The sequence below is a fragment of the Mesorhizobium sp. WSM4806 genome (assembly GCF_055811635.1).
The window spans coordinates 43,650-65,944 of the sequence record NZ_JBVVQZ010000027.1; the positions used below are offsets into that span (position 1 = coordinate 43,650).

The 22,295-nt window shown below is 62.4% G+C and carries 18 protein-coding genes and 1 pseudogene; 9 read left to right on the top strand and 10 right to left on the bottom strand.

Annotated features, from left to right (window positions below; genetic code table 11):
• Positions 1 to 72: 72 nt before the first annotated feature.
• The 3 genes from AC0L2M_RS30980 to wecB are packed head-to-tail and all read right to left on the bottom strand — an operon-like array spanning position 73 to position 3,351.
• On the bottom strand, positions 73 to 876 hold the full coding sequence (locus AC0L2M_RS30980; RefSeq protein WP_473536824.1) for a WecB/TagA/CpsF family glycosyltransferase: 804 nt from the start codon (positions 874 to 876) through the stop codon (positions 73 to 75).
• The gene (wecC, locus tag AC0L2M_RS30985) at positions 873 to 2,204 is read right to left on the bottom strand and encodes a UDP-N-acetyl-D-mannosamine dehydrogenase (RefSeq protein WP_287342127.1); all 1,332 of its coding nucleotides are present in this window, start codon (positions 2,202 to 2,204) and stop codon (positions 873 to 875) included. The genes AC0L2M_RS30980 and wecC overlap by 4 nt, the downstream gene beginning before the upstream one ends.
• Complete coding sequence (wecB, locus tag AC0L2M_RS30990) at positions 2,197 to 3,351, bottom strand: non-hydrolyzing UDP-N-acetylglucosamine 2-epimerase (RefSeq protein WP_091596635.1); 1,155 nt, start codon at positions 3,349 to 3,351, stop codon at positions 2,197 to 2,199. The genes wecC and wecB overlap by 8 nt, the downstream gene beginning before the upstream one ends.
• Before the next feature lie 198 nt (positions 3,352 to 3,549).
• On the opposite strand from wecB, the gene AC0L2M_RS30995 reads away from it, so the two are divergent.
• Positions 3,550 to 4,992 carry a glucosamine inositolphosphorylceramide transferase family protein gene (locus AC0L2M_RS30995; RefSeq protein WP_473536825.1) on the top strand — a complete coding sequence of 481 codons (1,443 nt, stop codon included), beginning with the start codon at positions 3,550 to 3,552 and terminating at the stop codon, positions 4,990 to 4,992.
• Here the strand turns inward: AC0L2M_RS30995 and AC0L2M_RS31000 are convergent.
• Positions 4,941 to 6,317 (bottom strand): VpsF family polysaccharide biosynthesis protein, encoded by a 1,377-nt coding sequence (locus AC0L2M_RS31000; RefSeq protein WP_287225747.1) that lies wholly within the window; start codon positions 6,315 to 6,317, stop codon positions 4,941 to 4,943. The genes AC0L2M_RS30995 and AC0L2M_RS31000 overlap by 52 nt on opposite strands.
• Before the next feature lie 171 nt (positions 6,318 to 6,488).
• Here AC0L2M_RS31000 and AC0L2M_RS31005 point away from each other — a divergent pair, with 171 nt between their 5' ends.
• The 6 genes from AC0L2M_RS31005 to AC0L2M_RS31030 all read left to right on the top strand — a co-directional run bounded on the left by AC0L2M_RS31005 (position 6,489) and on the right by AC0L2M_RS31030 (position 13,978).
• Entirely contained in the window at positions 6,489 to 8,054 is a 1,566-nt protein-coding gene (locus AC0L2M_RS31005) for a GumC family protein (RefSeq protein ID WP_128173290.1), read from the top strand.
• 8 nt (positions 8,055 to 8,062) lie between these two features.
• On the top strand, positions 8,063 to 9,169 hold the full coding sequence (locus AC0L2M_RS31010) for a glycosyltransferase (RefSeq protein WP_287259124.1): 1,107 nt from the start codon (positions 8,063 to 8,065) through the stop codon (positions 9,167 to 9,169).
• Between the two features lie 264 nt (positions 9,170 to 9,433).
• Positions 9,434 to 10,666 carry a mannonate dehydratase gene (uxuA, locus tag AC0L2M_RS31015; RefSeq protein ID WP_473536826.1) on the top strand — a complete coding sequence of 411 codons (1,233 nt, stop codon included), beginning with the start codon at positions 9,434 to 9,436 and terminating at the stop codon, positions 10,664 to 10,666.
• 257 nt (positions 10,667 to 10,923) lie between these two features.
• The gene (locus tag AC0L2M_RS31020) at positions 10,924 to 11,898 is read left to right on the top strand and encodes a tripartite tricarboxylate transporter substrate-binding protein (protein WP_128246209.1); all 975 of its coding nucleotides are present in this window, start codon (positions 10,924 to 10,926) and stop codon (positions 11,896 to 11,898) included.
• 99 nt (positions 11,899 to 11,997) lie between these two features.
• The gene (locus AC0L2M_RS31025) at positions 11,998 to 12,459 is read left to right on the top strand and encodes a tripartite tricarboxylate transporter TctB family protein (RefSeq protein WP_023797766.1); all 462 of its coding nucleotides are present in this window, start codon (positions 11,998 to 12,000) and stop codon (positions 12,457 to 12,459) included.
• Positions 12,460 to 12,469: 10 nt separating this feature from the next.
• Entirely contained in the window at positions 12,470 to 13,978 is a 1,509-nt protein-coding gene (locus AC0L2M_RS31030) for a tripartite tricarboxylate transporter permease (protein WP_027151366.1), read from the top strand.
• Positions 13,979 to 14,069: 91 nt separating this feature from the next.
• Here the strand turns inward: AC0L2M_RS31030 and AC0L2M_RS31035 are convergent, their stop codons facing one another.
• From AC0L2M_RS31035 to AC0L2M_RS31060, 6 genes are all read right to left on the bottom strand, one after another.
• On the bottom strand, positions 14,070 to 15,146 hold the full coding sequence (locus tag AC0L2M_RS31035) for an ABC transporter ATP-binding protein (RefSeq protein ID WP_128173295.1): 1,077 nt from the start codon (positions 15,144 to 15,146) through the stop codon (positions 14,070 to 14,072).
• Between the two features lie 5 nt (positions 15,147 to 15,151).
• Positions 15,152 to 16,198, bottom strand: a complete 1,047-nt coding sequence (locus AC0L2M_RS31040; RefSeq protein WP_023797762.1) for a carbohydrate ABC transporter permease — start codon at positions 16,196 to 16,198, stop codon at positions 15,152 to 15,154.
• Positions 16,195 to 17,331, bottom strand: a complete 1,137-nt coding sequence (locus AC0L2M_RS31045; protein ID WP_031254400.1) for a carbohydrate ABC transporter permease — start codon at positions 17,329 to 17,331, stop codon at positions 16,195 to 16,197. The genes AC0L2M_RS31040 and AC0L2M_RS31045 overlap by 4 nt, the downstream gene beginning before the upstream one ends.
• A gap of 73 nt (positions 17,332 to 17,404) precedes the next feature.
• Positions 17,405 to 18,877, bottom strand: a complete 1,473-nt coding sequence (locus AC0L2M_RS31050; protein WP_091596667.1) for an ABC transporter substrate-binding protein — start codon at positions 18,875 to 18,877, stop codon at positions 17,405 to 17,407.
• A 308-nt stretch (positions 18,878 to 19,185) separates the two neighbouring features.
• Positions 19,186 to 19,692, bottom strand: coding sequence for an SIS domain-containing protein (locus AC0L2M_RS31055; RefSeq protein WP_473536827.1), 507 nt, complete (start codon positions 19,690 to 19,692; stop codon positions 19,186 to 19,188).
• Positions 19,677 to 20,450 carry an orotidine 5'-phosphate decarboxylase / HUMPS family protein gene (locus tag AC0L2M_RS31060; protein WP_287171185.1) on the bottom strand — a complete coding sequence of 258 codons (774 nt, stop codon included), beginning with the start codon at positions 20,448 to 20,450 and terminating at the stop codon, positions 19,677 to 19,679. Before AC0L2M_RS31060 ends, AC0L2M_RS31055 begins: the two co-directional genes overlap by 16 nt.
• Before the next feature lie 103 nt (positions 20,451 to 20,553).
• Here AC0L2M_RS31060 and AC0L2M_RS31065 point away from each other — a divergent pair, with 103 nt between their 5' ends.
• Both AC0L2M_RS31065 and AC0L2M_RS31070 read left to right on the top strand, forming a co-directional pair.
• A complete protein-coding gene (locus AC0L2M_RS31065; RefSeq protein ID WP_287171187.1) occupies positions 20,554 to 21,195 on the top strand; it encodes a glucose-6-phosphate isomerase in 642 nt (213 codons plus the stop codon).
• Between the two features lie 73 nt (positions 21,196 to 21,268).
• Positions 21,269 to 22,236: pseudogene (locus AC0L2M_RS31070) on the top strand (shikimate dehydrogenase).
• Positions 22,237 to 22,295: the final 59 nt, after the last annotated feature.

Consider the following 22,295-nt stretch of genomic DNA (forward strand, 5'->3'; position numbering starts at 1 on the left):
TAGTCCTGGAAAAGGCGGCTCCGACTTCGGACCGACGCAGCAGCCCAGGGTCGGCGCCCTGGTAATCGCTATTTATGGACCGACCTTCCGGCGTCCCCGACGGCCCCATAACTCCCGGCACAGCAGCGCCGCGTAGGCGGCGTTGGTGTCATAGTAGCGGCGCCACAAGCGTCGCGGCTCCTGCGCCACGCGAAACAACCACTCCAGACCGGCCGCTTGAACCAGTTTTGGCGCCCGGGCAACCTTGCCGCCATAGACATCGAAACTGCCGCCCACGCCCATGACGAAACTCGGGGTGAGTTCGTCACGATAGCGCTTGATAAAGCGCTCCTTGCGCGGCGTCGGCATCGCCACCAACAGGCAGTTGGCCCCCGAGGCGTTGATCGCCTCGACGATGCCGGCCTCGTCTTCCGGCTTGAAATAGCCATTGCGCATGCCGGCGACGACGAGACCCAGATGATCCTTGGCAAGTCGCATTCCAACGGCATCGAGAACGGATTGTTCGGCGCCCAGGAGGAAGGGCCTGAAGCCACGCTTCGCGCAGAGGCTCAGCAGATTGATCATGATGTCGACGCCGGCCACCCGCTCCGGCAGCGCGACGCCGCAAAGACGCGCCCCCCAAAGCACGCCGATGCCGTCGACGTTGATCACATCCGCCGTCGCGACATCCTCCCGCAGCTCGCTATTGTTGCGCATGTTCACAAGCTTGGCGACATTCACCACCACATGATGCAGCGGCCGCCGCAGGGTCATCGCCTCATCGGCGATGGCCAGTGTCTCGGCCATGGTCAGCGCATGGATCGGCGCGCCGAGGAATTCCCGGCGCCGCGACGCCAACAGGCGATGCTGCGCCCAGGCTGGGTCGTGCGCGTTCATGCGGCCTCCTCTGCACTTGCAGCAAGCGCCTCGAGCGCTGATTTCTTGCCTTCGATGCGGGCGTCGGGCTTGCGTGCCTTGCGCCAGGTCCACAAACCCCTGGTATCGATGAGCTTCTTGTCCTTGAGCGCTTCGGGATCAACCAGATTGAACTGCCGATGGTCGACCAGCAGGACGACGATATCGCACTGGTCGATGGCGGAAAGCGCATCGGTGAAGACGATGCCCTTGCCCTCGAGCTCATGTGGCAGCCTGCGTGCGTTGGGTTCAGCCGCAATGATCTTCAGGTTGGGGATATCCGACAAAAGCTTCACCACCTCGACAGCCGGGCTCTCGCGCATATCGTCGATATTGGGTTTGAAGCTGAGGCCAAGGCAAGCGATCGTCTGCTTGCGGGATGGGTCGAGCAAGGCTTGTATATCCCTGACCACCGACAACGGACGCTCGGAATTGATCCGGCGTGCCGAAGCCATCAGCCGCGTGCTGTTGGGCGCGGCATCGATGATAAAATACGGATCGACGGCAATGCAGTGGCCGCCGACGCCCGGGCTCGGCTGCAGGATGTTCACGCGGGGGTGCCGGTTGGCGAGATCGATCACCTCCCAGACGTTGAGCGACAGATCCTGGCACACCGCCGCAAGCTCGTTGGCAAAGGCGATGTTGACGTCGCGGAACGCGTTTTCGGTCAGCTTCACCAGTTCCGCGCTTTCGGCCTGGGTCGTGAACAGGTCGCCGGCAACAAAGGTTGAATAGAGTGCCGCGGTGCGTTCCGACGACTTGCGCGATAGTCCGCCGATCGAGCGATCGTTGTTGATCAGCTCGGTTAGGACCTTTCCCGGCAACACCCGCTCGGGCGAGTAGGCGACCAGGACATCGGCCTGTTCGCCATGCGCGAGAGGAAATTTGAGATCGGGCCGCAACTCGGCAAGCAGTCCGGTCATGATGCGCGTCGTGCCGACCGGCGATGTCGATTCCAGCACCACAAGATCTCCCCGCTTCAGCACCGAGGCAACGCTGCGTGCCGCCGCGAGCACATAGCTCACGTCAGGCTTGTGGTCCGCGGTCATCGGGGTCGGCACGGCGATGACAAAGGCGTCCGCAGGCTGCGGCGTGCTGAAAGCCCTGAGCTTGCCGTTTGCCACAACCTTCTGGATCAGACCATCGAGGTCCGGCTCGACGATGTGGATCTCGCCGCGATTGACCTTCTCGACCACCGCTTCGTTGACGTCGACGCCGATGACGTCGAGCCCGCGACTGGCGAAGATGGCACAGGTCGGCAGGCCGATATAGCCCATGCCGATAACGGAAACGGTCTTGATCTCAGCCATGATGCAGCAGTTCCTCAACGATCCGGTTACTGGCCCGGCCATCGCCATAGGGGTTGTGTCGTTCCGCCATGCCGCGATAGGCCGCCTGGTCGTCGAGCAGGCTGTTGGCATTCAACAGGATCTTTTGGATATCGGTGCCGACGAGACGGGCGGTGCCCGCCGCGATCCCCTCGGGCCGCTCGGTATTCTCACGCATCACCAGCACCGGCTTGCCGAGCGAAGGCGCTTCTTCCTGCACGCCGCCGCTATCGGTCAGCACCAGATAGCTCTGCTTTTGGAGGAACAGGAACGGCAGATAGTCCTGCGGGTCGACCAGGTGGATGTTCGGCACGCCGCCCAGTTCTGCGTTCACCACCGAGCGCACATTGGGGTTGGGATGGACCGGATAGACGATCTGCACGTCCTCGCGCATTGCCAGCCCCTTCAGCGCCGTGCAGATACGATGGATGCCGCCGTCGAAATTCTCACGACGATGACCGGTGACGAGCACCATTTTCTTGGCCGGATCGAGGAACGGGAAACCGGCGGCGAGTTTTGCGCTCATCAGACTGTCGGCGTCGATCGCGCCGGAAAAATGCAACAGCGTGTCTATCACCGTGTTGCCGGTCACGAAGATGGTGCTCGCAGCCTTTCCTTCGGCGATGAGATTGTCGCGCGCCTGGATGGTCGGCGCGAAATGCCAGGTCGCGATATCGCCGGCAATCTTGCGGTTCAGTTCCTCTGGAAACGGAGAGTTGATATTGTGGCTGCGCAATCCGGCCTCGATATGGGCGACCGGGATGCGCTTGTAGAAGGCAGCCAAAGCCGCAGTCATCGCCGTGGTCGTGTCGCCTTGCACGAGGACGATATCAGGCTTCGCCTGCTCCAGCACTTCGGCCATGCCCAGCAGCACGCGCGAGGTCACGTCGAACAATGTCTGGCCGGGCTGCATGATGTTGAGATCATGATGCACCGGCAGGCCGGTCAGTTCGATGACCTGGTCGACCATCTCGCGATGCTGGCCGGTGATGCATGTCTCGGTGATGAAACCTGGATGGGCAAGCGCGGCACGCACCACCGGAAAGCATTTGAGCGCCTCAGGCCTGGTGCCGAACACGATCAGCAGTTTTTGCCTGGACGGCAATTTTGGATGTGAAAGGATGTTCATTGCTGATCCTGGTCGCCAGAAGGCGTCGCGACCTGCCGATTATTCGCCACGAGCTATAATAGCGGCAGAAGCCGCCTCCGTGACCTTAAATCTTAATATATGATTAACAACCAAGCCCACGTTCGCCCCGGTAACTCTTGTGAAAGCCTGAACCGATAGGTATCCTGGCAGAGTAGTCTTGAAAAAGAATATATTCGATTGACTAATATTTTAATTATCGGCCACACGGTCGGATCTCGGCGCTGGGAAAATGCGCTTCTGGTGCGGTTGAGCGCAGGCGGTCACGTGGTTTCGAGCGGCCGCGCGCCGACGCCTGCGCCGATCGCACGCGGCCTGGATAATGTGCTGGCGATCGAGAGCCGGCGCTTCGGTCCCTCATTGGCAAGCCGCTCCGAGCCGTTGCCGTCTGGCGGTTCTGGTCCGGCCGAACTCGTGGTCGATCTTACCGGCACTTTCGCACGGCGAGGCACGCCGGTTCTGACGCTCGAATTTTGCGGCCGCAGCAGCTTCCCTGCCGGTGTGGCCGAGACGCTGGCGAGCGGGCGATTGCCCGAACTTGCCGTGCGCCTCGACGGCGTCACAGTCGCCCGGGGCCGACCGATGCTCGGCGACCGGCTCTGGCTGTCTCGCAGCTGCAACGACATGCTCGCTGGGGCCATCTCGCTGGTTGCGCAAAGCGTCGCCCGGTTTGCCGCGGGCGAACTTGTGCCGATAGCCGATAGTCCGGCGCCGATGCTGAGGAACGGCGGTTTTGTCCGGCACTATCTGCCCTTTTTCTGCAGCGGGCTGGTCGATCGCGCCGTGCAAAAACTCAGGCTTGGACGGCGTCCCTTCTATTGGCAGGTTGCCTATCGGCTGATCGACGGGCCAGGTGTCGCCGAAACCGGACAGCTCGACGGTAAGCCGTTCACCGTCCTGCCGGACGATGGCCAGCGATTCTATGCCGACCCATTCGTCCTCGAGCGGGATGGCCGCCACTATCTGTTCGTCGAGGAATTTCCCTACGCTACCGGTCGCGGCGTGATTTCTGTCGCCGAACTGGGTGACGACGGCAGCTTCGGCGTGCCGAGGGTGGTGCTGGAGGAAACCCACCATTTGTCGTATCCGCAGGTGTTCGCTCGCGCCGGCGAGATTTTCATGATTCCTGAAAGTGCGGCGGCGCGCGAGCTTGTGCTCTACCGCGCTGCGCAGTTTCCAGATCGCTGGGTACGCGACACCGTGCTGTTGACGGACAAGGATTTCAATGACGCCACGCTGCTCGAATCGGCCGGCCGCTTCTGGCTATTGGGGACGGAGCGGTTCGGTTATGGCAGCGCGTCGGACACGATGGCGGTCTATTCCGCACCCTCGCTGCGCGGGCCGTGGGTTACGCACGCGCTCAATCCCATCGCCGTCGATCACTCGGCCGCTCGGCCCGGCGGCGCCTTCATCCGCCACGGTGACGCCCTGGTGCTGCCGGTGCAAAACGGCTCGAGAGCCTATGGTGGCGGTCTCGGGTTGATGCGATTGGAACGGCTTGACGATTTCGAGGTCCGTTTTGCGCCGCCCTGCCCGATCGGCCCGGGGCCGGCATGGGTCCGCGCTGGCATTCACACGCTCAACCGCGCAGGCAATCTCGAGGTTGTGGATAGCGCCGGCTGACGCGTCTGGAGTCTGCGCTGTCCAGGCCGATCCAGTGTCGGCTCGGATGCCGCCGCGGTCGACAATATGCTCCCCTGCCGGTTTCGAAACGGATCGTTTCTATAGGCAAGCAGCAACACCACGATAATGGTGATCTCCGGCGATTTTGACGAGAGCGCGTTGTTCGATAGCGCAGCAAGCAGGAACGTCATGGTGCCGATCCATGCCGGCAGCAGCGCCCCGCGCAGCAACCGGAAAATGAACCAGAATACCAGCCCGATGAAGAGCGCAGCGATCGGCAAGCCGAACAGCATGATGATGACCACCGGCGCGCTCTCGATATAGGGCAGATGCAACTTCTCGTTGACGATCGCCAGGAGGTCGTCGACGTTCATGCCAAACAGGATGTCTTTCCAGCTGACAAGTCCGAACACCTGGTAGATCGTCACCCGCGCCATGAAATTTTCGTCAAAGATCGTGTTGCCGAATCGGTTCAGCAGCCCGCCCGAAAACAGTATGGCCACCAGCACTGCGCCGCCCGCCACAGCGAACAGCAGCACGACAGACTTGGCCTGCCGCTGATGCTTGAGGGACAGGCGCGGCCAAGGCACGAACATCAGCAGAATGAGGGTTTCTGCGGCAGCGAGCAACAGGGCGGCGCGCGCGCCTGATGCAGCACAGCCGACGAGCAATACGAAGATCGCCAGCACCCGAACCCATATGCGCCAGTTCGTCAGCGGTACGAACCCGATGACTGTGGCGCAGAGCGCGCCCAGGGCCAGCGGGTGCGCCGATAGCCCGATCGGCCTGAACTGCAGTTCGTTGAGACCGTAGGGCAGAAACCGATGTTGAGTCACCGCTTCGATCGTGCCCATCACAGCGCTGAGGACCACCATCCCAAGCACGAGGTCGCCCAAGGCACGCCGCACTTGCGCGTTCAGGGCCAGCATCAACAGGCCTGCGGCGCCCGCCACCAGATAGGTATCGATGATAAACCCGGAGGAGCCGGCGCGGCCGGTGATGAACAGATACGGCACCAGCGCGAAAATCACCGCAGAATAGAGCAGCAAGGCCTTGAAGATTCCAATTTCGTCGCCCTGCAGCAGAAACGGTCGGCTGAAAAGAACGACAGGAAGCAGCAGGAAGATGGCATAGGTGCCGACATGCAGTTTCTCGTAGAATGAACCGCCGTCGGCGGTATAGTCGACGACCATGTTCATGATCTGCGGCGATACCGTGAAGCGGAGCAGGAACGCCAACGCCGCGCATAGGAAAAACAGCAGCGACAGCGCGTTCTGACGGCGCGCCTGGCTGGTTCGTTCCGATACGGCGGCGGGATAGCTCATCGCCGATCCAAGTGAGGGTATTCAGACGCCATTCTGGCCAACGAGATCCATTCAAGGGACCGCTGAACAGACGCGGTGCCTGACTCGGCAAAATATGCCAACTTGGAAAATGACATGTTAACGATCTTTCTGTAGTGCTGGTCCGCGTAGCGAATAACCAGAGTTAGCGCCATGTCTGCCGCTTCCGGCACAACCCCTCCCCCTACAGCGGATTCCAATATCAGCGCATTCGAGCGGATCGCCAATGCGCGGCGCGCCAGCAGGGCAAGGCTGCAACAGGATGCTCCGGTCACGGCGCGCCCCTCCGCCCCTGTCACTCCGCCCACGCCCGAGCCTGTCCCGACGGTGACGCTCGACAAGATCGGCGATTTCCTCGAGCTCGATTTTCGACGCCTTTTTGTCTGGCTGCGTGCCGGGCTCGTCCTGGCATTGATGCTGGCGGTGGCCGGCGGCGTCATCGGCGCCGCCTACGGATTGCTGAGCAAACAGCGTTATACCGTCACGACGGAAATCCTCATCAATCCTGCCAATTTGCAGGTTGTGGAAAACGATGTCTACTCGCAACCGGGCCAGGTCGACAGCCAAATACTGAACGCGCGCAGCAAGCAGCGCATCTTGACCTCCGGCAACGTGCTTGCACGTGTGGTGGACGAACTCGGTCTCGCCAACGATCCGGAGTTTTTCGATCCGGACCAGACCGCTTCCACCTCTGGTGCTGCAGTGAGTGGCGGCAAGTCCGATCCGAAGCTTGTCGCCCAGAAAAGCCTGGCGCAGCGGGTCAGCGTCGCTGCAGATGAAACCTCGTTCGTCACAACCCTCGCGGTATCGGCAGAAACCACCGGCAAGGCGATCCTGATCTCGCAAGCCATGGTGAAGGCTTTCCAGGAAGAACTGGCCACGGCCGAAGCTGCTGGCGCCGGCCGTGCCGCAGCTGCTCTTGAGGGCCGGCTCGGCCAACTCAAGCGCGACGTGCAGGCAGCCGAAGAGAAGGTCGAGAGCTACAGGCGCAGCCACAATTTGTCGGCCAGCAATGGCCAGCTTGTCAGTTCGCAGACGATGACGCAGCTCAATAGCGAAATTGGCGAGGCGCAATCGCGCGTTATCGCGGCGCAGGCAAGTTACGACGCCTTGGTTGCTTCCGGTGTCAATGGGGCCAATCCTGACCCCGCGGTTTCGGCAGCACTCTCAGTGCTGCGCGACAAGGCGAATGGCTTGCGGCAGCAGATCGATTCTCAGTCCATGACCTTTGGTCCGCGCCACCCGACGATCGTCCGGCTCAGGACAGAATTCGAAACCGTCAGTTCTCAACTCAGGGCGGAGTTCTCCCGCACGGTCGGCACGGCAAAAGCCAACCTGGACAAGGCCAACGCCTCGTTGGCTTCTCTCACCGCCAGGATGAACGCTCTGAAGAACAACGTTTTCACCGACAGCGAGTCCCAGGTCGCCCTGCGTGAGCTTGAACGCGACGCCGCCTCGAGAAGGGCGGTCTATGAAAGCTTCCTGTCTCGCGCGCGCCAAATCACCGAGCGCGAGCAGATCGACACCACCAATGTGCAGGTGATTTCCACCGCCGTGCCGCCACCGGGTCGCTCGTGGCCGCCCCGCACCCCTGTGACGGCAGGCCTGGGAGCTTTCGCCGGCTTTGCTCTGGGCATGCTGCTGGCCATTGCCATGGGTATCGTTCGCGACATGCGCCAGCCGCCGAACCGATCAGGCATCGGCGTCAGCCGAGCCTGAATCCAGGCATGGCGAAGCGCATTGTCTTTCACATCGCCAGTCTCAGGGGCGGCGGCGCCGAGCGTGTCTTCGTCCTCATGGCAAATGAATTGGCATCGCGTGGGCACGATGTCACCCTTTTTACCTGGAACGCGCAAGGACCCAACGCCGCGCTGCGATCCCCCGCCGTGCATCTGGTCGATTTCGACCTTCCCATCCAGGGCGAGGGTTACGGCAAGTGGGAGACGCTGAAAGGCATCGTGCGAAGCGCAGGTTTGTTCAGCCGCCTTGGTCCGCATGCGGTCTACAGCGCCCCGGAATTTGCCAATCTGGTCGTGGCGCTGGCGCTTCTCCTGGCGCGAAGCCGGGCGCGGTTCTTTCCAAGCTTCCACGCAGCCGCCTCACTGCCTTCCAGCAGCCTCGGCGCGAGAATAGCGGTCTGGCTTTCCGCACTGGTTGCAGCGCGCGCAACCAAAGCCATCGCCGTCTCAGCGGGTGTCGGCCGCGACCTTGCGGCCCGCGGTTTTCCCAAATCCAAAATTGTCGTCATCAACAATCCGCTGCCGCCGGTTGCGGCGCTCGAACAAGATTCCCAAGCATGGCAGGCACAGCTGTCAACGATGGGCGATGGCCCGGTCATCGCGACCGCCGGGCGCCTGGTGCCAGTCAAGGACCATCGGACCTTGCTGCGGGCTTTCGCCATCCTGCGCGCCGGCGGCCGCGCTCGGCTTATCATCTTCGGCGAAGGTCCGCTGGCTGTCGAATTGCGCGCCTATGCCGAGGGAACCGGTATCGGCGCGGACGTGCTCTTTGCTGGCTACGTCAACGACCCAGCCGCCTGTTATGCCGCAGCCGACCTGTTCGTGCTTTCCTCGACGAGCGAAGGCTTTGGCAATGTGTTGGTCGAGGCCATGGCTGCGGGCGTCCCGGTGGTCTCCACGGATGCGCCACATGGCCCGCGCGAGATTCTCGGTGACGGCCGTTTCGGCGCCTTGGTGCCGGTCGGCGATGCCGCGGCTATGGCAAAGGCGATGGCTGACATGCTGGACCACCCCACTTCTGCCGCCATCCTGAAAAGCAGGGCGGCGGATTTCGAAGTTGAAAAGATCGGCGATCTGTACGAAGCGCTGCTCTAATGCACGCCGCCCAAAAGTGCGCAGCGGTTTTGGGTCAACGACATGCACAAAAACAAAGATTTAAAGCGCGTCGCATGAATCCCTTCAGACACGACGCGCTTTAGCCTAGAACTTCGCGCTGGCGTCGATTGCCGTCAGCCACTATCGCCATTCGCGCCGACACCGGAATCTGATAGCAGCGGATGAAGAAAAGCAGCAGGTCGGTCACACCGCGGCAGGAGCGCGGGCGGGCCGCACGGCGATTCTTTTTAAAGGAGTGTTCGAATGAGACATGTGTGGCGTTGGTTCGGCCCGGTCGACAAGGTGACGATTGCGGACGCGCGTCAAGCCGGGGCGCAAGGCATCGTCACGGCCCTTCACCACGTTCCTCACGGCGCCGTCTGGCTGCCCGCCGAAATCGAAAGGCGTCAGCGCGAAGTCGCATCCTTGCCGGATGGAAGCGCAAGCGAACTGACCTGGGAGATTGTCGAAAGCCTGCCGGTTTCCGAATCGATCAAGACGCAGGTCGGCGAATGGCGCAGCCATCTTGCCAACCACAGGACATCGCTGGAAAACCTGGCGCGAGCCGGCATTTCGGTCATCTGCTACAATTTCATGCCCGTGCTCGATTGGACCCGCACCGATCTTGCCTGGCGCCTGCCGCATGGCGGCACCACCATGCGCTTCGATCTGATCGACTTCGCCGCATTCGACATCCATATTCTGAAACGCCAGGCGGCGCCCGGCGACTACACACCGGAGATCGCCGCCGAAGCGGCGCGCCGATATGCGCAAATGGATGACCATGCGCGCAAGATTCTGGCAAGAAGCGTCAATTCCGGCCTGCCGGGCTCGACCGAAGACACGTCTCTCGACGGCCTCGCGGCTCAACTGTCAAACTATGACCGTATCGACGCAACAACCCTGCGCCGGCATTTCGTCGATTTCCTGGCGGAGGTCGTGCCCACGGCCGAACGCCTCGGCCTGCGACTCTGCTGCCACCCCGATGACCCGCCGTTTCCGCTGCTCGGCCTGCCGCGCATCATGTCGACCGAGGCCGACTACAGCTACGTTCTGGACGCAGTCGACAGCCCGGCCAACGGCGCGACGCTGTGCACCGGCTCGCTCGGCGCGAGACCCGATAGTGATCTGCCCGGCATGATCGAGCGGATGGGGCCAAAAATCCACTTCGCCCATCTGCGCAATGTGCGCAAGGAAGCGGCCGGCACCCCCTGCTCGTTCCACGAGGACGAGCACCTTGCCGGCGACACCGACATGGTGGCGGTGGTGGCGGCGCTGCTTCGCGAGGAAGCGCGGCGCAAAGTGGAGGGCCGCCAGGACGCCGTCATCCCGATGCGCCCCGACCACGGCCAGGATATCCTCGATGACCTGACTCGCGGGGCGCAGCCCGGCTATCCGGCCATCGGTCGGCTCAAGGGATTGGCCGAGCTCCGCGGCGTCGAACATGCGATTCGCAGATCGACATCAGGAGAGCCGCTCTCCACTTATCCCGCATAATCCAAGGAAAGGCGTAAGGCCGGTCCGCGACCTATGCTCGTTAAACATGCCATCTTCGACCGCTGGGCGCCCGGCAGTCCGCCTCCGGCTCGATGGCACCTTTTCACCCATTTGCGCGGACTTGTGTATAATAGCAGCATGCGGCTTGAGTCCGATTGCAATCCGCTAGGTTACGCTAGTTATTGGTCCACCCGCAGCCGGTGTTGAGAAGAACTCCAGGAGGCGGTTGGGAATTCATATCCTGGGAGGAAGTTGAGATGAGAAGATTCGCCGCCGCTCTGGCCGCCGCCGCCGTCACGCTGTATTCGTTCGCCGCGGGCGCGCAAACCTATCCCGAACGCACCATCACCGTGGTGGTGCCGTTTTCGGCCGGCGGCCCGACCGACACGGTCACGCGCCTCGTCGCGGAAGCCATGTCGAAGGATCTCGGCCAGCAGATCATCGTCGAGAATGTCGGCGGCGCCGGCGGCACGCTGGGCGCCGGTCGCGTCGCGAGCGCCGAGCCCGACGGCTATACGCTTCTCCTCCATCATATCGGCATGGCGACAAGCGCCACGCTGTACAGAAAGCTCGCATACGACACGCTGAACAGCTTCGAATATGTCGGCCTCGTCACCGAGGTGCCGATGACCGTCGTCGGCCGCAAGGACCTCGAGCCGACCGACCTGAAGGGGCTGGTCGACTACGCCAAGGCCAACAAGGATACCGTCACCGTCGCCAATGCCGGCATAGGCGCGGCCTCGCATCTGTGCGGCATGCTGTTCATGAGCGCGATCGGCACGCCGCTGGTCACCGTGCCCTACAAAGGCACCGGACCGGCCATGACCGACCTTCTCGGCGGCCAGGTCGACATCATGTGCGATCAGTCGACCAACACCACCAAGCAGATCCAGGGCGGCACGATCAAGGTCTACGCCGTCACCTCGGCTGAACGCCTCGATGTTCTGCCGGACGTCCCGACGACGACGGAAGCCGGTCTCCCGGAGGTGCAGGTCGGCATCTGGCACGGCCTCTACGCGCCCAAGGGCACGCCGGCAGAGGTCACCGAACGCCTGTCGAAGTCGCTTCAGGTCGCGCTGAAGGACCCGAATGTCGTCGCCCGCTTCGCCGAACTCGGCACCAAGCCATCGCCTGAAGCTGATGCGACTCCGGCCGCGCTGAAGGCCAAGCTGGAGGGCGAGATCGCGCGCTGGAAGCCGATCATCGAAGCCGCCGGCCAGTACGCCGACTGAGATTTTGAACGGGGCGCCCACCAGCGCCCCGTTTTTTTCACACCGGCCCATTTTCACACCGGCATCGGCGCGCCCGCGGCGCGGGCCTGGGAGGACGTCATGAAACCCTTCACCATCGACACGACCAACGGCATATGCGCCGCGCTGTTCATCTTTCTCGGCGGATTTTTCGCGCTGCAGTCGCTCGACCTCGAAATCGGCACCGCCTTCCGCATGGGACCGGGCTATTTCCCGCTGGTCCTGGCAATCGTTTTGATCCTGCTTGGCGCCGTCATCCTCGTCGAAGCGGTGCGCTTCGAGAGCGAGCCGATCGGCCATGTAGCCTGGCGTGGCATGCTGTTCATCCTGCCTGCCCCGATCTTCTTCGGCCTGACCGTGCGCGGCCTCGGCTTCCTCCCCTCGATCTTCCTGACGGCGCTGATTGCATCCTTTGCCAGCGGTCGCATGAGGCCGCTGACCGCGCTCGTGCTCTCCGCCGGCCTGACGCTGTTTGCGTTCCTCGTCTTCAGCTATGCGCTCGGCCTGCCGTTCCGGCGCTTCGGCCCGTGGCTGCAGTTTTGAGGAGATGAACATGGAACTCCTCGACAACCTCGCGCTTGGTTTTTCGACGGCCTCGTCGCTGGCAAATCTCGGTTTCTGCCTGATCGGCGTCCTTCTCGGCACGCTGATTGGCGTTTTGCCCGGTATCGGCGCCACCGCCACCATCGCCATGCTGTTGCCGATCACCTTCCAGATCGGCGACCCGGTTTCCTCCCTTATCATGCTCGCCGGCATCTATTACGGCGCGCAATATGGCGGCTCGACCACCGCCATCCTCATCAACATGCCTGGCGAGTCCTCGTCGGCCGTAACCGCCATCGACGGCTACCAGATGGCCAAGAACGGCCGCGCCGGGGCGGCACTCGCCATCGCGGCGATAGGCTCGTTCTTCGCTGGCACGGTGTCGACCTTCCTCGTCGCCGTCTTTGCCCCGCCGCTGACGGCGATCGCGCTGGAATTCGGCGCGGCCGAGTATTTTTCGCTGATGATCGTCGGCCTCGTCTCGTCCGTTGCGCTCGCCCACGGCTCGATCGTCAAGGCGCTGGCGATGGTCGTGCTTGGCCTGCTGCTCGGCATCGTCGGCACCGACATCTACACCGGCACGCCGCGCTTCACGCTCGGCATCCGCGAATATGCCGACGGGCTGAATTTCGTCGCGGTGGCGGTCGGCGTCTTCGGCGTCGCCGAGATCCTGCGCAACCTCGAAAACGAGCACGAGCGCTCGGTGATGATCCGAAGCGTCTCCGGCCTGATGCCGACCCGCGACGACTTTCGCCGCATGGCGGCGCCGATCGTGCGCGGAACCATCATCGGTTCGGCGCTCGGCATCCTGCCGGGAGGCGGCGCGATCCTTGCAGCCTTTGCCTCCTACACGGTCGAAAAACGCATCTCGAAAAACCCCGGGGAATTCGGCAAGGGCGCCGTCGAAGGCGTCGCCGGACCGGAATCGGCCAACAATGCCGGTGCGCAGACCTCCTTCATCCCGATGCTGACACTCGGCATTCCGGCCAACCCGGTCATGGCGCTGATGATCGGCGCGATGATCATCCAGGGCATCGTGCCCGGCCCCAATGTCGCGATCGAACAGCCGGCGCTGTTTTGGGGCATCATCGCCTCGATGTGGATCGGCAATCTGATGCTGATCATCTTGAACCTGCCGCTGATCGGGCTTTGGGTGAAACTCCTGACGATCCCCTACTACGTGCTCTTCCCGATCATCATGGCGTTCTGCTCGATCGGCGTTTACAGCGTCAACACCAACATCTACGACCTCTACGCCGTCGCCTTCTTCGGCTTGCTCGGCTATCTCCTGACCAAGCTGCGCTGCGAACCCGCGCCGCTGCTGCTCGGCTTCGTGCTCGGCCCGCTGCTCGAGGAAAACCTGCGCCGTGCCATGATTCTCGCGCGCGGCGACCCGACCACCTTCGTGACGAGGCCGATCAGCGCCGGCCTGCTGTTCATCGCCTTCGCCGTGCTCGTCATCGTCTTCCTGCCGGCGGTCAAGAAGAAGCGCGAAGAGGTGTTCGTGGAAGAGAATTAATGTATGTCGCGCAAAAGCATGCCCCTTGGGCCTGACCCGAGGGTGCGCAGCGGTTTTGCGATAACGACATCCATAAAAACAAGAACTTAAGTCACGCGGCCGCCTGTCTACCGGCGCGGCCGCGAATGCGGGCCCCAGTTTCCGCATCGAACAGAAAGACGGCGGCATCCTGGAAGGTGATGCCGATCGGCTCATCCATGTCGTAGTGCGCCGATTTGTCGGCCTTAACGGTTACTGTGGCCCCACCGAACTGGCAGGTGATCAAGGTATGATCGCCGATCAGTTCCACGGCATAGACTCGCGCCGCAATCTTGCCCTCCGATGGCGCCGTGACCCGGCAATCCTCGGGCCGGAGGCCGGCAGTGACCTTCTTACGGCTTTCGGCAACGCTGGTCGCAAATCGCCCTTCCGCGCAGGCGAAGCTACCCTCGACCAGCTCACCGTGGAGAAAATTCATCGGCGGCGAGCCGATGAAGCCGGCGACGAACAGGTTCGCCGGATCGTCGTAGATCTGACGGGGCGTCGCGATCTGCTGCACGACGCCGCGGTTCATGATGGCAACACGGTGCGCCAGGGTCATGGCCTCGATCTGATCGTGGGTGACGTAGATCGTCGTCACGCCCAGATCGGCCTGCAGGCGCTTCAGTTCCGAACGCATGTGGCCGCGCAGCTTGGCGTCGAGGTTGGAGAGCGGCTCGTCCATCAGGAACACGCTCGGCCGCCGCACCATGGCGCGGGCGAGCGCGATGCGTTGCCGCTGACCGCCGGAAAGCTGCCGCGGATAGCGGTCGAGGAACTCCTCGAGATGCACCTTGACGGCGGCACTGCGCACGGCGGCGTCGCGCTCAGTGCGCGGCACGCCACGAAGCTTCAGCGGATATGCGATGTTCTCGGCAACCGTCATGTGCGGATAGAGCGCGTAGGACTGGAACACCATCGCCACGTCGCGATATTTGGGCAGCACGTGGGTGACGTCGCGGTCGCCGATGAGGACGCGGCCGGAACTCACCGATTCAAGCCCGGCCACCATGCGCAGCGCTGTCGTCTTGCCGCAGCCTGAAGGGCCGAGCAGCACCAGGAACTCGCCGTCCTCGATCTCCAGGTCGAGCCCTTTGACCACCTCGACCGCGCCGAAGGACTTGTAGATATCGGACAGGGTGACCCGCATATTGACTAGCCCTTCACTGCGCCGACCAGCAGCCCGCGCGCGATGTGCTTCTGCAGGATGCTGGAGATGATGATCACGGGGGCGATCATCACGGTGATCAACACCGACATGTTCCACCATTGCGGCCCGCGGGTCGTGTTCTGTGCCGATACCAGCACCGGCATGGTCTGCGCATCGGCATTGGAGAGGAAGAGGGCCAGCAGATACTCGTTCCAGGCAAGGATCAGCACCAGCAGGAAGGTCGCGACCAGGCCGGACCGCACCAGCGGCAGCGCGATGGTGAAGAAAACGCGGAACTTGGAGGCGCCGTCTATTTGTGCGCTCTCCTCGAGGTCGAGCGGGATGCCGGCGAAGAAATCGCGCGTCAGCCACACCACGATCGGCAGGTTGATGGCGGTGTAGGTGGCGATCAGCGCCACCTGCGTGTCAAGCAGGCGCATCTGCTGGAACATCACGTAGATCGGCAATACGGCGACGATCGGCGGCATGATACGGTTCGAGATGATCCAGAACTCAATGTCGCTGTTGCCGACCGCAAGCTTCGTGCGTCCAACGAGCGTGAACAGCGCAATGACGAAGAGAGCTGCCGCCACGACAATAGCGATCTCCCACCGCACGCCGAAAGTGGCCACCGCCACGATGATTGCAGTGAGCAGGATCAAGAAGATTGCAACAGCGGCGAGCTTCACCTGGAAGCGGATACGCACGAGCGCGTAGGCCGCCAGCGAGCCGATCAGGACTGCGAGCAGTGTGCTGGCGACCGCGACAACGACCGAATTCATGTAAGGGCGCAGCGTGTAATTCTGCACGAGCATGAAGTCCCATGCCTGAAGCGAAGGGGCAAAGTCGACGAACGGGAGATAGAACGGCCCGTTGTCGACCTCCCCAGGCCCCTTGAAGGACGTGATGAACACCCAGTAGAGGGGAATCACCACAACCAGCGTCCACAGGGACAACAGCACATAGGTCAGCACCCTGGCGACCGGCGCCTGGCTGTCGATCGAGGCCGGCTCGAACAGCCGGCGCGCCAGCGAGCGCGGCTCGGTGCTCATGCTTCGAACCGGCGCGCCGGCCGGACCACGAAGTTGAAGAACGAGACGCATACGATGGTCGAGATGAAGAGCAGCATGTAGCCGATAGCGGCCGAGCCGCCGAGATCCTGGGTGCGCCAGGAAATGAAGGAATGGAGCGTCATCGATTCCGTCGCCAGGCCGGGACCGCCGCCGGTGAGCACGTTCGGCAGGTCGATGATCTTGAAGGCCTCGATGAGCCGGATCAGCACGACGGTGGCGGCAATCGGCGCGATCGCTGGCCAGGTAATGTCGCGAAAAATCTGGAAGCCGTTGGCGCCGTCGAGCCGCGCCGCCTCGACCTGATCGCGCGGCTGGTTCTCGATGGCCGCCAGCAGCACGATAAACATGAACGGCGTCCACTGCCAGGTGTCGCCGACCAACACCATCAGCCGCGCCGACCAGGCCTCTGTCGCCCACGACCACTCGCTGATGCCGAAAGCGCGCACGAGTGGGGCGAAAGGCCCCTTCTGCATGTCGGCGAGCATGCGGAACGTGTAGGCGATACCGACCGGGGTTACCATCAGCGGGATGAAGAAGAGGACGCGAAAGAAATTCCGGCCGCGGATCGGCTGGCCGCACAGCAGCGCGAGGCCCAGTCCCAGTGCGAACTGCACGGACACGCCGACGAACACGTAGAGAAGCGTGTTGACGACAGTCCCCGGCACGCCGCCCGGCGCCATGGTGGCCAGCGCAAGAACCGCCAGGCTCATCGCCATCGCCGTCGCCAGAAGCCGACCAACCGTGCCGACGACGGTCGGCCTGCCACGCAACAAGTAGCGGGCGAGGAGGAAAAACAGCCCTGCCGCGATCAAGGCCAGCAAAGCGAATTGGACAAAGCCGAACGTGCCAAACTTACCGAGCAGGTGATACTGCTGCGAGCCGACCAGCAGCTTGCGGAAGTTCAAAAGTCCGATGAATTTCAACGTGAATCCGCCCGACGCGAGCGCAAAGCGCGAAAGAGCGAGATAGGCCGAGATGATGAGCGGAAAAATTGCGAAGCAGAGAAGCACGACGACGGCTGGCAGCACCATGATCCGGCCTGAGTGACCGTCCAGCCATTCGGCCCAGCTGCGGCGGTCGGCAGCGTCTGGCATCGTGTCGGTTGCGGTCATCATACCCTGAGAAAGTGGGGCAGGCATCAGACCCGGCGCGGACGATGCCACGCCGGGTTGTTTGCTTGGCTGCCTATTTGGCGCCGATGGTCGCCTTGTAAAGTTTGAGCTGCTCGTCTTTGCCAACCTCTTCGTTCAGCTCATTCCAGCCTTCCTCGACCGCCGCGACGGTCGCTTCCTTGTCGATTTCGCCGGCGAGGAAGCGCGAGACCGCCTCGTCGAGCACGACCTGCTGGTACTTCTGATTTTGTGGGATGCGCAGGTCGAGGATCATGTTCGGGCTGCTCATGCTGTCGTTGATCGCGCCCAGGTAGACTTTGGCCTCCTCCTCGCTCATGCCGGCCTTCTTCCAAAGGTCGCTGTAGCCGAGCTGCGAGGTGCGGTACGGGTTGAACCCGGTGCCGCCGACGGTAACGTCGGCATTCGATTGCGCTGGCTGCGTCATGAACGAGAAGTAGGCGTAGGCGGCGTCCTTCACCTTCGGATCGGCCGCCGCGTTGATGCCGCCGCCCCAGCCGCCAAAGGCGGCGAATGGTGCATGGTTCACGCCGTCGATCGCGTGCGGGCAGTTTTCTGCCGTGCAGGCTTCTAGCTTGCCGGTGTCCCAGTTCAGGACCTCCTTGGATCCGGGCATGATCGCAGCGCCCCATTTGCCCATCACCTTGGACTGCTTCGGATCGATCGAGATCGTGCCTACATCACCCCAGTCGAGGTTCAGCGCGCAGCGGCCGGAAGCGAAGAGCGGCCTTGTATCGCTGACGTCGAGGTTCAGTTCGTCCGGCGGGCCGTACTTGGTCGATTCAGACAGGAAGTCGAGCGCCTTGCGGAAGGCGTCGTTGTTGACGAGCGGCGTCATGTCCTTGGTGTTGAAGAAGGTGCCCTGGCTGGTTCCCTTGGACTGGGTCATCGAGCCGACCACATCGGTGACGAACCAATAGCTCTGCGCGTTGCGCTTCTTGGCGATGCAGGAGCCGAAATCCGGCGTGCCATCGCCGCTCATGTCCTTGCCATGTGTGGCCTTGGCGACCTCGAGATACTCGTCCCAGGTTTTCGGCACCGCCAGGCCGGCCGCTTCCAGCACGTCCTTGCGGTAGTACATCATGTGGAAGTCACCATCGAGCGTGATCATGTAGGTCTTGCCGCTGTACTTCTCGGAGAAGTCCCGGAAGAACGCGCCCACATCGTCCTGCTGGATGTCCTTGTCGGCCTCCACTCGCGGCGTCAGGTCCTCGAGATAGCCGCCGGCAATGTAGTCGACCATCCACTGCGGGGCGAACACGCCGGCATCGACCGAGTTGGTGCCGCTCGCCCAGTCGGTGAGAATCTTCTGATAGAGATCCGAGAATGGCACCGCGATGACATTGATCTTGGCGCCGGTGAGCGCTTCGAACTCGGGCGCGCGCCGCTGTAGCGGCTCCTGAATCGCACCGGTCTGCGTAATGACGTTCACGGTAACGCCCGCAAACGGTTTGTCCTGCGCGAAGGCAGGCGCGCCAACCAGCGCGGCAAAAGCCGAAAAGCCGGCCAGAAAGACCCCAATTCTCATCAGACTTCCTCCCGTGTTGACCGGGACATGTTCCTGCGAACCAAGCCGCCGGTATCTCCCCGTCGGTTGCCGTCGCCAGAGCACGGCACCAACGCTTGCCAAGCACAATATCGGCATCGCGCAGCGAGTCCAGTGCCTTGCCGCTACGGAAGATGAGGCGCCCAGCCAGGCTTCCCGGCCAATGCATGTCGCCCAAAAGCGCGCAGCGGTTTTAGCGCGGAGTCGCCAGAAAACCGCTCGATCTTGCCTGGGGAATATTCCACCGCATCGACAATCCCCGTGACCGATGCTCACCACCGTCGGCATGGTCACTGCAAGTTGGTGTGGCGGTGCAGCATCAGTCTGTGCGCGTCGGGTATCTGCTGGGCCATGAAGAGCACAATGCTGTCGAGCAGGATGAGGCAGGACTGCTCGAACAGGCTGCCGCCAAACTGTTTCGAACCCTCGACAGGGACATGCAGCGTGACATCGGCAATGCCGGCCAGGGTCCCGGCCGGCTGATGCGTCAGCGTAACGACCTTGGCGCCCTCCGCCTTGGCGATGCGGGCAAAGCCTGTACTGACCGGCGTTTCCCCGGAGCCGGAGATGATCAGCAGCGCATCGCCCTCGCGGATCGATGGCGCCGATACCTCACCGACGAAATGCACCGTTCGGCCAAGATGCATGAAGCGCATCGCACCCATCTGCGCGACAAGGCCGGAGCGTCCCTGCCCGGAAAAGAACCATCGCTGATCGGAGTCATCGAACGCCTGCACCAGCCCTGCAAAGGAGTCGGCGTCGATCCGGCCAAGAACTTCGGTTATCTCCTGTCCCACGGCCAGCCACGGCCTGGATTGGGCAATCTGTCGCGAATCCATCGGGCTACCTCTTTCGGGCTTGCGGATTCTGTGATGGCGCTGCCAACCACGAGGATTTCAGGCTCGACTGCGATCACCGCTTCCAGCGTGTCGGGGCCGATCCCGCCGGCGAGCGAAACCAGAAAGCCGCGATCATGCATCTTTCTCACGGCGTCGATATGTGAGGTGGAGATGTTGCCTGCCAGCCGCGCATCGGTTGGCGAGTGGACCGCGATGTAGCCGAAGCTTTCGGGGAAGACAGCATTCAAGGGAATCAATTCTGCCTTGCCCGCCTCGGTGATGGTGTCGACGACGACCGTCGCGCCGAAGGCTGCGGCACGTTTTCCCACCGTCTCATGCGTGGCGGACGAAGCACACGAAAGCACCGTCATAAACGCGGCACCGGCGCCGAATACCATATCAGCCTCGAACTGGCCGGCGTCGACGGTTTTGGTATCGGCCAACACCATGACTTCAGGGCAGAGCTCGCGCGCCGTGGCGATGGCCGAGAGGCCGAGGCGTTTCAGCAACGGCGTGCCGATCTCGATAATGTCGGCAAATTCCTTCATCTGCGCGAGCAGGGCCAGGTGTTCAGGCTTGTCGAAGGCGACTTGGAGGAGCAAGGCGGTTCTCTCGGATTGCTTAAGACAGCGGATGCGGCATGCCGCCCAACCCACTGTCGTGTGCTTCGTGGTCGAAATCTGCCATAATCCAGCAACCTCCAGGCTGGTCTGCATAGGGAGCAAATCGTACCCTGCAAAGCAAGTGGTCTTGTCGAAAGCAGGAGGTGCGGGCCAGATCAGCGCCGACGCCACCTGCAATGCAGTATGAGGTAGTCCTTTGACGAGATTGTTTGAGCCCATTGGATGCAAGGTCGACCTGTCGACTGGTGCGATGGGAGATGCAACCGGCAGCTACCAGAAGCGTTTCCGCGATCTGGACGGGCTCTATGCCGACGCCGCGGCCTTCGAAGCCATGCGCGCGACATGGGGCGAGCGCATCGTCTACGAGGTTTCCGAGTTCCGACCGACCGAGCAGTCGGGCGATCTGATTTTCGGCGTCACGCACATGGCGCCCGGCAAGGTCGGCGACGAGTATTTCATGACGCGCGGCCATATCCACAGGCAGGCCAACCGGCCCGAGATCTACTATGGCCAGAAAGGCCACGGTCTCATGCTGATGGAGTCGCCGGAGGGCGAGGTTCGCATCCTGCCGATCGACGCCCAGACCGTCTGTTACGTTCCGCCGTTCTGGATCCACCGCTCGATCAATGTCGGGGAAGGCGATCTGGTGATGCTGTTCTGCTACCCCGCCGATTCAGGGCAGGACTACGAGATCATCGCGAGATCGGGAGGCATGCGCTCGCGCGTGGTCGCCGGCGATGGAGGCTGGAGGCAAGTCGACAACCCGGATTGGCGACCGCGTGACGCAAAGCTGATCTCTGCCCTCTATGGGCAACAATCCGGCACGGCGCCGGCATGAAGGCTCGCTACGAGATCGCTGCTTCATTTAGCATTGCTGCACTGCGCGCGGAGAAAATCCGGGAGAATGGCAAATGAGCCGCTATCGGCCGGCCACCCAGCCGACATTCTATTTTATCGGCGTCACGACGACGAGCAGCTCGATCATGCGGGTTTTCCCGGCATGGGCGCGCCACCTCGGGCTGAAGGAAGCGGTTCTCAAAGATGCGGTTCTCAGGGGCATCGACTTTCCACTCCATGCCGATCCGGAGGCCTACCGTGAGGTCGTCTCCTTCATAAAATCCGACCCGCAGTCGCTTGGCGCGCTGGTCACCACGCACAAGATCGATCTTTTCAACGCAGCGCGCGACCTGTTCGATGTGATCGATCCGCACGCCCGCCTGATGCACGAGACCAGTTGCCTGTCGAAGCGGGGCGGAAAACTCGTCTGCCATGCCAAGGATCCGATCTCTTCGGGCCTTGCGATAGACGGTTTCATTCCGGCGGGATATTTTGCGGACACCGGCGCGGAGGTCCTGTCGATGGGCGCCGCGGATCGACGATAGCGATCACCTGGCACCTGATGCGCAAGCAACGTGGCGCCGACGTGCCTTCGCGCATCATTGTCAGCGACCGTTGGCAGCCGCGTCTAGATGAAATCGATCGCATCCACAGAGACATGACGTCGGCGGTCGCGCTCGAATATGTCCTGGCGGACCGACCAGAGATCAATGACGAGACGTTGGCGGCGCTGAAACCAGGCTCGCTGGTGATCAACGCGACCGGACTTGGCAAGGACGCGCCCGGCTCGCCGATTACCGATGACGGCGTGTTCCCCAAGCGCGGCATTGCCTGGGATCTCAACTATCGCGGCGACCTGATCTTCCTCGACCAGGCAAGGCGGCAGCAGGCCCGACAGCAGTTGCAGATCGAGGATGGTTGGACATATTTCCTGCATGGCTGGACGCAGGTGATCGCAGAGGTCTTCGACATCGCGATCCCGGTGTCCGGGCCGGATTTCGACGCGATGTCGCGCATCGCCATCGAAGCGGTGAAAGGCTGATGCCGTGGGTCTCGTCACGCCGCGCTCGCTCTGACCGATAGACAGAGGATCACATGTTT

Coding starts and splice junctions, on each gene's coding strand:
- AC0L2M_RS30980 (WP_473536824.1), bottom strand. CDS start 876: ATGAACGCGCACGACCCAGCCTGGGCGCAGCATCGCCTGTTGGCGTCG.
- wecC (WP_287342127.1), bottom strand. CDS start 2,204: ATGGCTGAGATCAAGACCGTTTCCGTTATCGGCATGGGCTATATCGGC.
- wecB (WP_091596635.1), bottom strand. CDS start 3,351: ATGAACATCCTTTCACATCCAAAATTGCCGTCCAGGCAAAAACTGCTG.
- AC0L2M_RS31000 (WP_287225747.1), bottom strand. CDS start 6,317: ATGAGCTATCCCGCCGCCGTATCGGAACGAACCAGCCAGGCGCGCCGT.
- AC0L2M_RS31005 (WP_128173290.1), top strand. CDS start 6,489: ATGTCTGCCGCTTCCGGCACAACCCCTCCCCCTACAGCGGATTCCAAT.
- AC0L2M_RS31010 (WP_287259124.1), top strand. CDS start 8,063: ATGGCGAAGCGCATTGTCTTTCACATCGCCAGTCTCAGGGGCGGCGGC.
- uxuA (WP_473536826.1), top strand. CDS start 9,434: ATGAGACATGTGTGGCGTTGGTTCGGCCCGGTCGACAAGGTGACGATT.
- AC0L2M_RS31020 (WP_128246209.1), top strand. CDS start 10,924: ATGAGAAGATTCGCCGCCGCTCTGGCCGCCGCCGCCGTCACGCTGTAT.
- AC0L2M_RS31025 (WP_023797766.1), top strand. CDS start 11,998: ATGAAACCCTTCACCATCGACACGACCAACGGCATATGCGCCGCGCTG.
- AC0L2M_RS31030 (WP_027151366.1), top strand. CDS start 12,470: ATGGAACTCCTCGACAACCTCGCGCTTGGTTTTTCGACGGCCTCGTCG.
- AC0L2M_RS31035 (WP_128173295.1), bottom strand. CDS start 15,146: ATGCGGGTCACCCTGTCCGATATCTACAAGTCCTTCGGCGCGGTCGAG.
- AC0L2M_RS31040 (WP_023797762.1), bottom strand. CDS start 16,198: ATGAGCACCGAGCCGCGCTCGCTGGCGCGCCGGCTGTTCGAGCCGGCC.
- AC0L2M_RS31045 (WP_031254400.1), bottom strand. CDS start 17,331: ATGACCGCAACCGACACGATGCCAGACGCTGCCGACCGCCGCAGCTGG.
- AC0L2M_RS31050 (WP_091596667.1), bottom strand. CDS start 18,877: ATGAGAATTGGGGTCTTTCTGGCCGGCTTTTCGGCTTTTGCCGCGCTG.
- AC0L2M_RS31060 (WP_287171185.1), bottom strand. CDS start 20,450: ATGCAGACCAGCCTGGAGGTTGCTGGATTATGGCAGATTTCGACCACG.